Genomic DNA, 15,336 nt, shown 5'->3' with positions numbered 1-15,336 from the left:
TCTATACGTAACCATCCAACGGTGATAATTTCACCGGCATGCTCGCCTCCCCGACACCCGTTGACCTCTGCGAACTGGCCGTTCGGCTGGCAGTCGCGGCGGGCGAGGAGCTCCTGGCCCGTCAACAGAGTCTGTCGATCGATGCGGCCGATGTCGAAACCAAAACGTCGGGCAGCGACCCGGTCAGCGCGGCCGACCGTGCGTCCGAGAAGCTCATCACCGACGGCATCACTGCGGCTCGTCCCGGCGACGGACTGCTCGGTGAAGAAGGTGCTTCCCGTCCGTCGACCACCGGCCTGACCTGGGTGATCGACCCGCTCGACGGCACAGTCAACTACTTGTACGGCCGCCTCGACTGGTGCGTCTCGATCGCCGTCGAAGACGAACACGGCGCCCTGGCCGGCGTGGTCCACCAACCCCGCACGGGCACCACCTGGTCCGCCACCCGCAACGGCGGCGTCCACCGCCGCGACACCCCGCCATCGGGCGACGACGCTCCATACCAAACGGTTTGGTCTGGCGGTCGGCGGTTGGGTCCGTTGCGGGAGGTCGGGTTGGAGGCGGCCTTGGTGGGCACGGGTTTCTCGTACCTCCCCGACCGCCGCGCCGAACAGGCGGAGCACCTCCGCCGGCTCCTCCCCGCCGTACGCGACATCCGTCGTGGTGGATCCGCTGCTCTCGATCTGTGCTCGGTCGCGGACGGTACGGCGGACGCGTACTACGAGCACCTCATCCAACCGTGGGACATCGCTGCCGGCGCCCTGATCGCCCGCGAGGCCGGCGCCACCGTGGTCCGCGGACCCGAAACGGCTTTCCCACAAGGCATTCTGGCGGCCGCCCCCTCCCTGGCGGCCGGACTTCTCGACATCCTCACCCCCAGGAGGTCGGTGTGACGGTAGTAGACCTGCCGGCGCGGACGCATCCGGACGAACAAACAGTTGCCACTGGCAATGACCAGCTGAAACGCCGGCGCCGCCGCGAGTACGGGCTGTTCGCCCTGCTCGTCGCGCCGAACCTGCTGGTGATCGCGGTCTTCGCGTACTGGCCGATCATCTACAACGCGTTCCTCAGCCTGACCGATTGGAACATGATCGCCGCCCGGCCGAAGTTCATCGGGCTCGCCAACTACGGCCGTACGCTGACCGATCCGGCGTTCCACAAGACGCTGTGGATCACGGTCGTGTTCACCGGCCTGATCGTGGTCGGCAGCCTGATCATCGGGCTGGCGCTGGCGTTCCTGTTCAACCTGCCGCTGAAGGGCCGGGGCGCGGTCCGGACGATCGCGTTCGCGCCGCACATCCTGTCCGGCGCAGCGGTCGCCACGATCTGGGCGTTCATCTTCGACCCGGGCTACGGCCTGATGCGGGCGCTGATCGAGCCGTTCGGCGCGGAGCCGCCGGACTGGATGAACAACTCCGACTGGGCGCTGCCCGGGCTCGTCATCGTCTACCTGTGGAAGAACGTCGGCTTCGCCGCGCTGATCTACCTGGCAGGTTTGCAAGGCCTGCCGAAGGATCTCGACGAGGCGGCCGCGATCGACGGTGCCTCGACCTGGACCAGGTTCCGGGCGATCAAGCTGCCGTTGCTTGCCCCGATCACCTTCTTCCTGCTGATCACCACGGTGATCGGCACGTTCCAGGCCTTCGATGTGATCGCGGTGATGACCGGTGGCGGCCCTGGTGATGCCACCACCACGCTGAGCTGGTCGATCTACAACGAAGGATTCCAGGCGTTCAACGCGGGCCGCGCGGCGACGCTGTCGATCATCATGTTCGTGATCCTGCTGGTCGTCACCACGGTGCAGGCCAAGGTGATGGAGAGGCGGGTGCATTACCGATGAAGGCGCGCGCGATTCAGTACGTCGTACTCGTTGGTGTGGCGGCCGTGTTCCTCGGACCGCTGTATTGGTTGCTGTCCACGGCGTTCAAGCAGCCGAGTGAGATCTATCAGTGGCCGCCGGCCTGGTGGCCGCATCTGACCTGGGAGAACTTCAGCCTGGCCTGGAAGGCCGCGCCGTTCGACCGGTTCTTCCTGAACTCCACGATCATCACCGTGGTGGGTACGGCGTTGAAGGTGATCAACGCCGTGCTGACGGCGTACGCCTTTGCGTACTTGCGATTCCCGTTCAAGAAGGTGCTGTTCTTCTTGGTGCTCGGGGCAATGATGGTGCCTGGTCACGTGACGCTGCTGCCGAACTACTTGACCGTGGCAACACTCGGCTGGATCAACACGTACGCCGGGCTGATCATCCCCGGTATCGGATCCGCCTTCGCGACGTTCCTGATGCGACAGCACTTCCTCACGCTGCCGTCCGAGGTGACGGACGCGGCCGCGGTCGACGGCGCGGGTCACCTGCGCACGCTGTGGCGCGTCGTACTGCCGATGTCGCAGCCGATGCTGGTCACGGTCGTGGTGATCACGGCGGTCGAGGAGTGGAACAACTTCGTCTGGCCGCTGATCGTCACCAACACCGCCTCGATGCGGACGCTGCCGGTCGGGCTGCTGATCCTCAAGGACGAGGAGGGGCTCGCAGCCTGGGGCACGATCATGGCCGGCACGCTGCTGGTGCTCGCGCCGATGCTGCTGATCTTCCTGATCGCCCAGCGCTACATCGTCGGCGGGATCACCCAGGGAGCTCTGAAGGGATGAGCATGCATCGTAGGACTTTCCTCGGGGTGACGGCGGGTCTGACGCTCGCCGGCTGCGGGTACCGGTCGGTGGATGCGGTCTACTCGCAGCCGGCCGGGGCGGTGCCGAAGCAGTACGCGAATCGCCAGCGGGTCGTCTTCTGGTCGCCGTACGGCGGAGTCAACGGCAAGGCGGTCGACAAGCTCGTTGCCAAGTTCAACGATTCGCAGGACGGCGTGTACGTCGAGACGCAGTTCCAGGGCAGCTACGACGACGTGGCCCAGAAGGTCGCGGCCGCGCTGGTCGCCAAGCAGGCGCCGGATCTCGCCGTACTCTCCGACGTCACCTGGGAGCGGTTCTTCCTGAACGAGGCGCTCGAGCCGCTGAACGGCTACTTCACCGACGGCTTCGGCCCTGGGGTCTTCCAGGAGAAGCTGTTCGGCGAGTACGTCGTGAAGGGGCAGAGCTGGGCGGTTCCGTTCGCCCGCAGTACGCCGATCCTGTACTACAACCGCGATGCGTTCGAGAAGGCCGGGCTGCCGGATCGTGCGCCGCGGACGTGGAGCGAGCTGCGGTCGTGGGTGCCGTCGCTGGCGAAGGTGCAGTCGGGCGGGCGTTCGTTGCGGACGATCGCGTTCGCGAAGATCGACGGGGACTGGCAGTTCCAGGGGAACGTGTGGCAGTTCGGCGGGGCGTACTCGCGCGGTCTGGATGTGACGATCGACGAGGCCGGCGCGGTCGCGGCCGGTGAGTGGCAGCGGTCGATGGTGCACGATCTCGGGGCGGCGTACATGGCGAGCAGCCCGAGTACGGACTTCGCCAACGGGCTGGTCGCGGTGATCCAGGAATCGACCGGCGGCATGAAGACCATCAGCAGCAAGGCGAAGTTCAAGGTCGGGGCCGGGTTCATCCCGTCCGAGGTCGCGACCGGGCTCGCGACCGGCGGCGGTGGGATCGGGATGCTGCGGAACATCTCGGACGAGCGCAAGCAGGCCGCGGCGACGTTCCTGCAGTTCCTGGCGCATCCGGAGAATTCGGCCTGGTGGACGACGCAGACCGGCTACCTGCCGGTGGTGAACAAGGCGCGCGAAGACGCCGAGCTGAAGAAGCTGATCGCCGAGCAGCCGAACTACGGGGTGGCGATCGCGCAGCTGGAGAACGCGCGGCAGCAGGACGCGATCCGGCTCTACGGGCGGAACGCGAACGTGCAGATCTACACCGGGCTGCAGCAGATCTACGCGGACAACGCGCAACCCAAGAAGGTGTTCGGCTCGGTCGCCAAGCGGCTCGACGCGATCGGCACCGAGGTCAAACGTCTCTACGAGGAGAAGGTGCTGTGATCACCGGGTCGACCGAGGAGCTGTTGTCGTGATCATCACCGGGCATCGCGGTGCGGTGGGGACGGAGCCGGAGAACACGCTGCGTTCGTTCCGCCGGGCGGTCGCGGACGGGTGCGACGAGATCGAGCTCGACCTGCGGGTGAGCGCCGACGGGGAACTCCTGATCATCCACGACGCCACCGTCGACCGAACCACCTCCGGGTCGGGCGAGGTCGCTTCGCTGACGCTTGCCGAACTCCAGGCGCTGGACGCCGGCCTCGGCGAGCAGATCCCGACCTGGTCCGAAACGGTCGCCGCCGTCGACATCCGCATCCAGGCCGAAATCAAGGCCGAGGCCGCCGTACCCCTCCTCGCCCAATCCCTGAAGTCGAACCCGTCCCTCGCCGCCCGCACCCTCGTCACGTCCTTCCACCCCGAAATCCTGCTGGCCATCCGCGAGGCCTACCCAGACGCAACCACCGGCCACATCTTCGGCCGTACGCCGGACATCCCCGAAGTAATCACCCGAACCCGCGCCGCCGGCGCAACCTGGTCCCTCTGCGGCATCACCGGCCTAACCCCCGCCGGCGTCGCCGCCCTCCACGCAGCCGGCCTATCCGTCACCGCCTGGCCCGTCCCCAACCCCAAAACCCTCACCCAAGCCGTAGCCCTGGGTGTCGACGGGATCACCACAGACAACCCTCACCTGCTCCGGCCGGCGAAATAGCGGATCCCCAGCCCATCACAATCGCCCGTCCCCCAGCCCGCCAAGCGCACGGCCGGCGGCGCCCCCACATTGTGATGGCCTGGCGATCCGCCCACCCTCACCCCACCTCGCCCCGCCGCGGAGGCGGGGTTGGTTGAGTCCACACGTTCCAACGCACCCTCTCGCCCCGCCGCCGGAGGCGGCGTCGGTTTGAGTCCACACGTTCCAACGTCTGAATTTGTTCTTCCGTAGAACATAAATGTGTGATTGCCTATCTCGCATGGGAATCAGCATCGGTGTGGTTGGCGCCGGACAGTTTGCTCCTTCGTTCTTGCGGCTGTGGTCCGCGCACCCGGACGTGTCCGAGGTGCGGCTGACCGACGTGATCCCGGCGCGGACCGCGGAGATGGCCGCCAAGCAGGGCATCGCAGTCACGCACGCGTCGTTCGAGGAGATGCTCGAGTCGGACCTGGACGCGGTCGCGATCTTCACGCAGCGCTGGCTGCACGGGGAGATGGCGATCAAGGCGCTCGAGGCCGGCAAGCATGTGTACTCGACGGTCCCGATGGCGATCGAGGCGGACCAGATCGCGCGCATCATCGAGCTGGTCAAGGAGACCGGCCTGACGTACATGATGGGCGAGACCAGCTTCTACTACCCGTCGTCGGTCTACTGCCGGCAGAAGCTCGCCGAGGGCGCGTTCGGGCGGGTGTTCTACTCCGAGGGCGACTACGTCCACGACATGGACCTCGGGTTCTACGCGGCGTACCAGTACTCCGGCGGCGACGAGTGGAAGAAGACCGCGTCGTTCCCGCCGCTGCTCTACCCGACGCATGCCGTCGGCAACGTTCTCTCGGTGACCGGTCAGCATGCCACGCACGTGTCGGCGATCGGGGTCAAGGACGACCGCGGCGACGGCGTCTTCGACAAGGACGTCAGCCAGTTCAACAACGACTTCTCGAACGCGACCGCGCTCTTCAAGCTCGCCGACGGCGGCATCATGCGGACGAACGAGATGCGCCGCGTCGGGTACCCGTCGCACATCCGCGAGTCGCGACTGCGCGTGTTCGGTACCGAGGGCAGCTTCGAGCAGCTCGCCACCACGACCCTGTGGCAGAACAAGGAAGGCGTCGAGGACGTCTCCCACCTGATGGAGACCAAGCCGAGCAGCTCCCTCGACGACGCCGACCTGGCGAATGTCGACCCGGCCCTACGTGACGCGTTCCGCTCCGGCCTCTCCCCGGTCCACGACCGCAGCCGTCTGCCGGAGCAGTTCGCCGGCATGCACAACGGCCACGAGGGCTCCCACCACTTCCTCGCCGACGACTTCGTCCGCGCGGTAGCCGACAAGACCCTCCCACCAATCAACGCCTGGATCTCCGCCCGCTACACCCTCCCCGGCATCTACGCCCACCAGTCCGCCCTCCAAGGCGGCGTACAACTAGAAATCCCCGACCACGGCGACGCCCCGGCCTGACGAGCACAGTGGGAGGAACTGGATTGCGGCCGGCTCGGCCCTAGTCCAGTTCCACCAGCCGGGGCGGGCTCTCCGACAGCCGGACGATTTCTTCCGGCAGGTGCCCAGGCTGTGCCGGACGCCGGCGGTAGGTGGTGACAAGGAGCCTTCTGAACTCGGCCGGAAAGCGAGCGAACATCTCGCCGAGCCAGATCGGCAGAGCGTCGTTCAGCCGTACTTCGTTCGCCTGCGACATCAAGGTAGCCAGCAGCCAGTAGACGGTCGCAGTCCCCGGTGACGCCGGTACGGTTGCGTCGACCAGCCGTTCAAAGACTTGCTCGATCGGGATCAAATCGTCGGAGTTGATCCAGACCTCGATCTGGCTGGCCTCGAGATCTTCGATGGCAGCCATGAAGCGGAGGCCGAGTGCGCTCAGGCGAGCCTCGATCCATTCCGATGGTGGGTTGCCGTCGAGCAGCGGTTGAAGCCTCGGCATGGTGTCGAAGTTCGTGAAGTTCGACACCAGGATCGGCTCCCGGGCGACGAACAACTGCCATGGCAGCGCGTCGAGAACTTCGTCGCTGACCGGAATGCCCCGGTCGACAGCCGCCAGTACAGTCAGCGGCCCGCTCTCGTAGAGCGACCCCGATGTGTCCCGAGCATGCAGCTTGCTGATCATCTCCTGGGTCTGTGCGGCGACGCCCTCAGCCGGCCGACCTGCGAGCTGAACCAGAGCCGGTAGGCAGGCGAGCACGCGGTACGACGCCCCGCACCGAGCATCGGACTTGTCGATCAGCTCCCCTAGCTCGTCGACCAGCTGCTCGACCACTCGCATCGCGTCGGGGAACTGCGAGAGCAGATTGAGCAGCAGGAGTTCTCCATGGAACGGCGTGATGTCGTCCTGGCTTTGCGGGTCTCCGGCGACCTTGCCGAGGGATTCCTTGAGCGCTCCAGGCAGGTCCGCACTGGATGCAGGCAGATCGCGGTCCTCCCAGTACGACCAGCGAACGAAGAAGGTCCGGATCTCGCGATAGTCCCGGCCGGGGTTCTGTGACTCGAGATAGGTTCTGAGGACCTGCGAGGCGAGCCGTTCGACCGCTTTGGGGGTCAGCAATCCGAACTCGCGCAGACGCAGGGCGAAGGCCGTCAGCATGTAGCGGCGCTTCTGACTGGATCGGGCCGCCCGGCGGCAGAGCTCCAGAATGAATCGCTCGGCTCCGCGATGCTGAAAGCTGTCGAGGACCGCGACCGATACCTCGCCGATGACCTCCCACTCGGCGATCTCCAGGTGAGGGGCGAGCTTGGAGAGCAACTCCTTGGGACTGCCCGCCCTGCGAACCAGCTCCACCGCGGCGAAGTACTCGAGGAAGGTTCGGTGGGTGAAGGCGAAGATCGGCTGGCTGTTCGGTCCGGAGGACAGGTCGGTGATCAACCAGGCCCGGCCACGCCACAGAGAGACGAGCTCCTGAGCGGCCTCGCGGGCCGCGATGACGTCGGCAAGACGCTGTTGCTGCCAGAATCTGGTCAGCCGCTTCACCAGCGCCGCTTCGGTCACACCCTGCTGGCGTTCGGCGCTTTGATAGATCCACAAGGCAATCTCACAGAGCGCAATCTTGGCGTCGGCCTTGAACGCAGGCGGAGTGTCGATGCGCCGCAGCGCGTCCCAGCGATCGAACAGCAGGGCGGCACACTTCTCGTACAGCTCCGGCCGGTTCTCAGGGATTGATCTCTCGCCCATGTAGATCGCGCACAGAAGGCTCAGCATCAGCGGGTTCGCTCGCAGGTCCGGGGCATGCTCTGCGGACTCTGCGACGAACGAATCCACCCGCTGTTCCAGCACCTGCGGATTCAGGCGTTCGTCGATCCGGAACCAGGACTCGCAGTACTGGCGGATCTGTTCGTCGGAGAACGGCAGGATTCTGAAGTGGGTGAAGTGCGTCCTCGACAACGAGGCGATGTCGTACCCGACCGAACGCGAGGTGACCACCATCGGTGTTGCGGCATAGAGACTCGCGAAGGCCAGGACCGAGTCCTTGACGGCTGCCCGGGACGTCCCGTTGACCACCTCGTCAAGACCATCGAACATGACGACGGCGCGACCGCTGATCAGGAGCCACTCGATGCAACCAGGGGGCGGGACCAGCTGGTAATCCTCCGCCACGCAACTCTCGATGTGATCGAGGATTCGACGCGGATCCCGTGTCTTGGCGTCGTTGTACCGGCGGAGCTCCACCAGGAACGGAACCCGCGCGTTCTGCTCCGTTGCGCTGCTGGTCTCGTGCATCAGGTGCTGGAGCAGGGTCGACTTGCCAGCTCCTGGATCCCCGAGGACGACAGTCCGCGCCGACAAAGCGAAGACGTCCCGGAGGTCAAGGCGGTCAGAGGGTGCGACCGAGTCCCAGCCGCCGTCGATCGCCTGCAGGTCCGGTGCGACATAGACGTCCTGCAGCCGGATCGACCGCTGCTGGTCGAGTTGCGCCAACGTGAGATTCTCGGCCTTCTGCTGCGCGAGATTCCGGTACGAGCCGACGAATGCGGCGAAGTCAACCAGGTTCAACCTCGACTGCAATGCTTGCGCGAGGAGTTCCCGGTTGGCGGCTTGCTCGAGGTACGACTTGGCTCCGTCCCCGCTACCGCGGCTGAACCGGCTCTTGGCGTGGCTGTACAGCCCTCCCGCGGCTGCCAGCAGACCAGCGGTGATTGCGCCGGCGACCGCCGGCAGGTCGTCCTGGTCAGGGGCGATCGTCAGGATCAGGGCGGCTCGAACCTCGGCCCGGAACTTGCTCTGGATCGACTCCGTGTCACCTCGCAGCAGCGCGACCAGAAGTGCGGCTTCGGCAAGGTGCTGTGCCTCGGGCGACTGGCGCAGGAAATCGCCGACCCGGATCAGGAGGTCAGGCGAGAGGTCATGATCCTCGAGCTCGGCCTGCACTGCGAGGTTCACAGAACCGCGTGACCAAGTTTGTTCGCTGACCGGTTCGCCGATGGGCAGGAGCGCGGCCAACATGCCGGCGCCTCTACTGACAGCGTTGACCACGAGCCCGAGGGTGAACTCTCCGATGACCTCATGCGGCGACATGGTTCGTCCTCACGGTCGGTGCCTGCATCTCCAGCAAATCTATTCGACGCGTAGTGGTGCGGACAGGATCCGCGGTCTGCAAGCGCAGCCGGAGCACGCGCACCTGACCGAGGTTGTCGGTCGATAGGGTCCGGTATGGATCTGTTTGCGGGAGTTTCCGTGCGTGACTACGCCACCGCGGTTGCGTGGTACGAGCAGTTGCTGGGTGGAGCGCCGACTTTTCTGCCCAATGATGTCGAGGCGGTGTGGGAGCTGGGCGAGCACCAGTTCCTCTACACCGAGGTGGTGCCCGCGCACGCGGGGCATGCGCAGCACACGTTGTTCGTGGACGACTTTGATGCAGTGCTGCGGGCGATCGCCGAGCGCGGCCTGGTGCCCGCAGTACAGGAGACGTACGAGAACGGGGTGCGGCATGCGACGTTCTTCGATCCGGACGGCAACGAGGTCTCCTATGGTGGGGCGTCGTTGGAGTGACGTTTGTTGTTCAAGGAGGCGACGCTCCGGTCAGGTTGCGGCAGGGGTGGGGGGAACGTAGGAACGTTCTATGACCCTGCGACGTCTGGGCCTGTCCGCCCTTTGCCTTTCACTGACTCTTGGTGGCACGACTGCTGTTGCCACACCGCCGACGCAGCAGCTGCCGCTCGGTCCGGATAACCTCACCGAAACCCGCGACACTCGTACGCTGCAGCCGGGTGTCACGTTGACGACGATCGTCCGCGGCCAGACCGACGCCAAGGCCGGTTGGACCGTCGAGATTGCAATCCCGTCCTCCTCGCCCGATCCGGACGCGCCCGCGGCCGCGATCTCCGACCAGGCCGGCGCGAACAAGGCCGCCGACAAGCTCCGTGCCGCGGGCCTCGAGCCGCGCGTCGAGGACGTGCCGACGCCGCGACTCGCTGACGCGGGCGGGGGCAGCCTCGGGTACCGCGTTCGCCTCGGGCTGTTCGCGAACAAGGCGGACGCCGACGCCCTGCGTACCAAGGTGATCGCGGCCGGGCTCAGCGGATCGAGCATCTACACGGGCTGGGACGGTGAGCCCGACGACATCGCCGGCTCGACCGGTCCGTGGCACGTCCAGGTGCTGACGATCGACCCGAAGAAGTTCCGCGGCACGCTCGATGCGACGTACGGCTCGGACATCGAGCAGCGCGAAACCACCAGCACGCTCGCGACCCTGACCGGCGCGACGGCCGCGATCAACGCCGGCTTCTTCGTCCTCGACCCGAAGTCCGGGGCGCCCGGCGATCCGGCCGGTGTTGGTGTGTACGACGGGCGCCTGGTCAGCGAGCCGACCAACGGCCGCCCGGCCCTCGTGCTCGGCCCGCGCGGCACCTCCGTCGACCGGTTCACGTGGCGTGGTTCCGTCCAGGGCGTCGGCAAGGCGCTTCCGCTCGACGGCCTCAACCGCGTGCCTGGCTTGATCCGCAACTGTGGCGGTACGGCGGATGACCTGCCCACCGCGAAGCCGATGCACGACACGACCTGCACCGACGCGGATGAACTGGTCGCGTTCGACGAGTCGTACGGCGTTGCCACGCCGAGCGGACCCGGTGCCGAGGTCGTGCTCGATCGGCGCGGGATCGTGACTGCTGTTCGTACGACGACTCGCGGCGGGGCGATCCCTGAAGGCGGGCGCACCGTGCAGGCGATCGGCAACCTCGTGGCGCCGTTGCTGGCTGCGGCTCGGGTTGGCAGGCCGTTGACGGTCCGCTCGACCTTGCTCGACGAGCACGGTCGGCCGGTCCCGCTGTCCCGCCGTACGACGATCGTCAACGGCGGACCGGAGCTGGTCCGCGACGGGCGGATCCACGCGACCGCGGCGGCGGACGGGATGGTGCAGGACACGCCGAGCTTCTACTACGGCTGGGTCCACAAGCGAAACCCGCGCACGATCGCCGGCGTCGACGACCGCGGCCGCACGGTCCTGATCACCGCCGACGGCCGCAACGTCAACAGCCTCGGACTCTCGATCTCCGAGGCGGCTGCGGTAGCCAAGTCGTTCCACCTCACCGAAGCAATCAACCTGGACGGCGGCGGCTCCACAACGATGGTTGCCGACGGCAAGGTACTGAACACACCGTCAGACGCAACCGGCGAACGCCCGGTCGGCGACGCCCTGGTGATCACGAAGTAGTTGTCAGGCACGCGGGGGCGGCAGAAATCCGCCGCCGCGGACGGCGATCTGGTTCAGGTCTGGCCAAGGGAGGATGCGTACGGCGACGGCGGTGTGGCCTTCGAGCTCGGCGCGGAGCAGACGGTGGACGCCGTCGAGGATGGTGAGGCGGTTGTCGGGGCGGCGTACGGCGTCTATCGGGTGGCGGAGGTCTGCCGCGAGGGTGCGTTCGTACTGGGAGCGATAGGTGACCGGATCGGCCGCGACCTGGTGTGGAGTGATCTGGAACGGGCGGTCGTCGTACGCCCAGAACGGGAGGTCGAGGTGGTCGGCGAAGTCGGCCAAGGGGAGCTCGACCACCGGCAGGTCGAGGGCGTGCAACAGCTCGAGGTCCCAGTGCAGGTCGAGGATGTACGCCGCTAGCGCTGGAGGGATTTCCAGGGGAAAGCGCATCACTCGTAGATGCGGCGCAACCGTAGTGTCATCGAGTTTTCGATGTGTCGGGTCATCGCGGCCTCGGCCCCGACTTGATCGCCGGAGGTGATCGCCTCGACCAGCATGCGGTGTTCGGTCAGCACTTCCGGGCCGATGTCGCGGTCGTAGTGGAGGCGGAAGATGTGGAGGTGGCAGTGGGTGCGTTCGAAGGCGAGCCGGACCTGCTCGCTCCCCGACAGTGACGCGATCAGTGAGTGGAAGCGGTTGTCGTGCGCGGTGAGCGACTTGTAGCCGGCGTAGTCGATCGACGTCGGCTCGACTGCGTTCGCCAGCTCGGACCGCAACTGTTCGCGCCCCGAAGAAGAGATCAGCTCGGCGGCGCGCCGCGCGGCCCACGGTTCGAGCAGGAGACGGAAGCGGTACAGGTCGTCGAACTCGTCGAGCGTCAGCAGCGGCGTCGCACGATAGCCCTTCAGCGGCTCCTTGACCGCCAAACCCTCCGACTCGAGCCGTGCCAGCGCCTCCCGGACCGGCGTCGACGACACCTGGAACTCGCGCGCCAGACCGTCGATCGAGATCCGGGCGCCGGGGCGGATGACGTGGTCCATCAGCATCGTCTTGATGGCTTCGTACACGTCGTCGGCGAGCATCTGCCGCCGCAGCACCCGCCGGTCCACCGGCGATACCGGCGTCACCGGCTCCATCGGCCCCAACGCGTCAGCCATCAGCTGTCTCCGGAATCTGGTCGCGCCCTTGACCCCACCGGTCAGGTTTCGGCAGGGTAACACTGGTAATCATGCATCATGCACGATTCTGGCTCGAGGTAGCTATGGGAAGGCGCGAACGATGGTGAGGTTCGAAGAGATCGGCGTTCTGCCCGAGCCCGGGGACAACGTGGCGATCGCCTCCCGGCGGCTGGAGGCCGGCACCGAGGTCGAGTTGGACGGTACGACGGTGACGCTGCCACACACCGTGCTCGAAGGGCACCGCTTCGTAGTCACCCCGGCGAGCACCGGCGACGCTCTGACCTCGTGGAACACCGCGTTCGCGCGCGCATCCCGCGACCTCGTCCCCGGTGACTATGTGTGTACGCCGACCAGCCTCGCCGCCGTCACGGCCCGTGGCGTCGACGGTCTGCCCGAGGTGCCGAGCGCGACCAACGAGCCACTCGACCCGTACGAGCTGGACGAGTCCGCGCTGAACTTCGGCGCCCAGGTGACCAGCGTCGAGCAGCCCGGCACGTTCCTCGGCTACCCGCGCGAACAGGGCGCGGCCGGCACGCGCAACCACGTCGTACTGATGGCGACCAGTTCTCGCAGCAGCGGGTTCGTCACCGAGCTCGCGCGGCGCTTCGACGGCGCGGAGGCCGGCGACGGAGTCGTACCGGTGGCGCACACCGAGGGCGGCGAGGATGAAGTACCGAACAACCTGCACTTCCTTCTCGCCACGCTGGCCGGCTTCACGCTGAACCCGAATGTCGGCGCGGTCCTGATCGTCGACACCGAGGGCGACGTCGTCTCGGGCGAGGCGATCAAGAACTTCCTGGCCGAGAACGGCTACCCGTCGATCAAGGTGCCGCACGCGTACTTCACCCGGAAGGCCGGCTTCGAGCACGACCTGACCATGGCCGGCGCGCTGATCGAGCCGTGGCTGCCGGTCGTCGACGTGCAGCAGCGCGAGGAGGTCCCGCTGGCGGATCTCAAGATCGCGCTGCAATGCGGCGGCTCCGACGCGTTCTCAGGCATCTCGGCGAACCCGCTGGCCGGTCAGGTCAGCGCCGAGCTGATCCGGCACGGAGGTACGGCGGTCCTCGCGGAGACCGACGAGCTGATCGGCGCCGAGCCCTACGTCCTGAACAACGTCCGCGACCTCGCGACCGCGAAGAACTTCCTCGCGATCATCAAGTCGTTCAAGGAGCGCGTCGGCTGGCACGGCCACACCGCCGAGGGCAACCCGTCCGGCGGCAACGTGTACCGCGGCCTGTACAACATCGTGCTGAAGTCGATCGGTGCCGCGCGCAAACTTCCGCGCGAGGTCCGGCTCGACCACGTCATCGAGTACGGCGAACCGCTGCCGGGCAGCGGCTACATCTTCATGGACAGTCCGGGCAACGACCTGGAATCGGTCGCCGGCCAGATCGGCAGCGGCTGCAACCTGATCTTCTTCACCACCGGCAACGGCTCGATCACCAACTTCCCGTTCGTGCCCACGCTCAAGTTCGTCACGACGAGCGCCCGGTACGAGCGGTTGCACGCCGAGATGGACGTTGACGCAGGCAAATACCTGACCGGTACGCCGATGGCGGACCTCACCGCGGAGACGTTCGACCTCACGATCCGGGTCGCGTCCGGGGAGAAGAGCGCGGGCGAACGCGCCGGCCATAGCCAGGTGTCGATCTGGCGGAACTGGAAGCAGGTCGGCCCGGTCGAGGGGATCTCGATCACCACCGACGGCCGGATGAGCCGCAAGCTCACCGACCTCCCGGTCGAGGATCGCGACGCTCCGCTCGACGGCCTGCCGCATCTTGGTCACTCCTCAGACAACCGGACACCTGCGGAGCTGCTGCGAGTCGACGACCGGTTGGTGCCCGAAGCGGTCGGCCTGATCCTGCCGACCAGCCTCTGCTCCGGCCAGATCGCGCTGCGCATCGCGGCCCAGGCGGAGCTCGAGAAGTGGGCAGGCGACGCGGTCACCCGGATGGTCGCGCTGCCGCACACCGAGGGCTGCGGCAGCAGTGGTGGCGCGTCCGAAGAGACGTTCGCGCGGATCATGCTCGGGTACCTGCTGCACCCGAACACCCGGATGGCCCTGCTGCTCGAGCATGGCTGCGAGAAGACCCACAACGACTACTTCCGCTCGCGACTCGTCGAGGCCGGCAAGGATCCGTCCCGCTTCGGCTGGGCGAGCATCCAGGCCGACGGCGGTCTCGATGCGGTCGGCGACAAGGTCAAGGACTGGTTCAGCAGCTTCGACTTGGCTGCACCGAAGGACGAACGCGGGGATCTCGGCGCGCTCACCGTCGGCCTCGAAGCGCGGGGTCCGTTCTCGGCTGCGACCGCCGAGGCGTTCGCGCTGATCGGCCGCGAGATCGTGGGCTCGGGCGGTTCCGTCGTACTGTCGTCGCGTGGCGCGCTGCTGACGGATGACCGATTCCGTACTGCGGCGTTCGGGTCGGCGGATCCGGTCGGGCCGACTGTCGCGCATGGGCAGCGGCTCGCGAAGCCGGGCTGGCACGTGATGCGGATGCCGGGGACGGACTGGATGGAGACCGCGACCGGATTCGGTGCGACCGGTGTCCAGCAGATCCTCGCGCATGTTGCCGGCGGCACCTTGTCGGCGCAGCGGTTCGTGCCGGTTGTTGAGTTCAGCAACGATCCGGAGACGGTCGCGACGTACGGCGACGATCTGGACGCGGTCGCCACCGGCGACGCGGCCGAGCAGGCGCGGATCGGGCTCGACACCATCGCCGCGGTCGCCAGTCGCCGACTCGTTCCCAAAGCTGTTGCCTCTGGCAATGTCGGTTTCCAGATCACCCGTGGTCTGCTCGGCACCTCGATGTAACTGTGCTTTTAGAAAAGAAAGGCCTGTCAATGCACCTCG

Annotated in this window: 12 protein-coding genes; 9 read left to right on the top strand and 3 right to left on the bottom strand. The window is 66.8% G+C overall.

Going from position 1 to position 15,336, the window contains the following annotated elements; all coding sequences use genetic code 11:
* Positions 1-38 precede the first annotated feature (38 nt).
* The 6 genes from ACQPYH_RS41975 to ACQPYH_RS41950 all read left to right on the top strand — a co-directional run bounded on the left by ACQPYH_RS41975 (position 39) and on the right by ACQPYH_RS41950 (position 6,130).
* Positions 39-893, top strand: a complete 855-nt coding sequence (locus ACQPYH_RS41975) for an inositol monophosphatase family protein (protein WP_432883553.1) — start codon at positions 39-41, stop codon at positions 891-893.
* Complete coding sequence (locus tag ACQPYH_RS41970; protein WP_432883551.1) at positions 890-1,840, top strand: carbohydrate ABC transporter permease; 951 nt, start codon at positions 890-892, stop codon at positions 1,838-1,840. The genes ACQPYH_RS41975 and ACQPYH_RS41970 overlap by 4 nt, the downstream gene beginning before the upstream one ends.
* Positions 1,837-2,649 carry a carbohydrate ABC transporter permease gene (locus ACQPYH_RS41965; RefSeq protein WP_432883549.1) on the top strand — a complete coding sequence of 271 codons (813 nt, stop codon included), beginning with the start codon at positions 1,837-1,839 and terminating at the stop codon, positions 2,647-2,649. The genes ACQPYH_RS41970 and ACQPYH_RS41965 overlap by 4 nt, the downstream gene beginning before the upstream one ends.
* A gap of 2 nt (positions 2,650-2,651) precedes the next feature.
* Positions 2,652-3,968 carry an ABC transporter substrate-binding protein gene (locus tag ACQPYH_RS41960; RefSeq protein ID WP_432883546.1) on the top strand — a complete coding sequence of 439 codons (1,317 nt, stop codon included), beginning with the start codon at positions 2,652-2,654 and terminating at the stop codon, positions 3,966-3,968.
* Positions 3,969-3,996: 28 nt separating this feature from the next.
* Positions 3,997-4,674 carry a glycerophosphodiester phosphodiesterase gene (locus tag ACQPYH_RS41955; RefSeq protein ID WP_432883544.1) on the top strand — a complete coding sequence of 226 codons (678 nt, stop codon included), beginning with the start codon at positions 3,997-3,999 and terminating at the stop codon, positions 4,672-4,674.
* Between the two features lie 259 nt (positions 4,675-4,933).
* Entirely contained in the window at positions 4,934-6,130 is a 1,197-nt protein-coding gene (locus tag ACQPYH_RS41950; protein WP_432883542.1) for a Gfo/Idh/MocA family protein, read from the top strand.
* Between the two features lie 40 nt (positions 6,131-6,170).
* Here ACQPYH_RS41950 and ACQPYH_RS41945 read toward each other — a convergent pair whose 3' ends face one another.
* A complete protein-coding gene (locus ACQPYH_RS41945; protein WP_432883539.1) occupies positions 6,171-9,188 on the bottom strand; it encodes an NACHT domain-containing protein in 3,018 nt (1,005 codons plus the stop codon).
* Positions 9,189-9,347: 159 nt separating this feature from the next.
* Here ACQPYH_RS41945 and ACQPYH_RS41940 point away from each other — a divergent pair, with 159 nt between their 5' ends.
* Positions 9,348-9,662, top strand: coding sequence for a VOC family protein (locus ACQPYH_RS41940; RefSeq protein WP_432883536.1), 315 nt, complete (start codon positions 9,348-9,350; stop codon positions 9,660-9,662).
* A gap of 70 nt (positions 9,663-9,732) precedes the next feature.
* Positions 9,733-11,322 carry a phosphodiester glycosidase family protein gene (locus tag ACQPYH_RS41935; protein WP_432883534.1) on the top strand — a complete coding sequence of 530 codons (1,590 nt, stop codon included), beginning with the start codon at positions 9,733-9,735 and terminating at the stop codon, positions 11,320-11,322.
* A 3-nt stretch (positions 11,323-11,325) separates the two neighbouring features.
* On the opposite strand, the gene ACQPYH_RS41930 is transcribed toward ACQPYH_RS41935, so the two are convergent.
* Entirely contained in the window at positions 11,326-11,754 is a 429-nt protein-coding gene (locus ACQPYH_RS41930; protein ID WP_432883531.1) for a hypothetical protein, read from the bottom strand.
* Positions 11,754-12,461 carry a GntR family transcriptional regulator gene (locus ACQPYH_RS41925; RefSeq protein ID WP_432883529.1) on the bottom strand — a complete coding sequence of 236 codons (708 nt, stop codon included), beginning with the start codon at positions 12,459-12,461 and terminating at the stop codon, positions 11,754-11,756. Before ACQPYH_RS41925 ends, ACQPYH_RS41930 begins: the two co-directional genes overlap by 1 nt.
* Positions 12,462-12,582: 121 nt before the next feature.
* Here ACQPYH_RS41925 and ACQPYH_RS41920 point away from each other — a divergent pair, with 121 nt between their 5' ends.
* Positions 12,583-15,297, top strand: a complete 2,715-nt coding sequence (locus ACQPYH_RS41920) for a UxaA family hydrolase (RefSeq protein ID WP_432883526.1) — start codon at positions 12,583-12,585, stop codon at positions 15,295-15,297.
* Positions 15,298-15,336: the final 39 nt, after the last annotated feature.

It is taken from the genome of Kribbella sp. CA-245084 (assembly GCF_050942355.1).
In the GTDB taxonomy this organism is placed as follows: Bacteria; Actinomycetota; Actinomycetes; order Propionibacteriales; family Kribbellaceae; genus Kribbella.
This window is presented reverse-complemented; position numbering and strand designations above follow the sequence as displayed.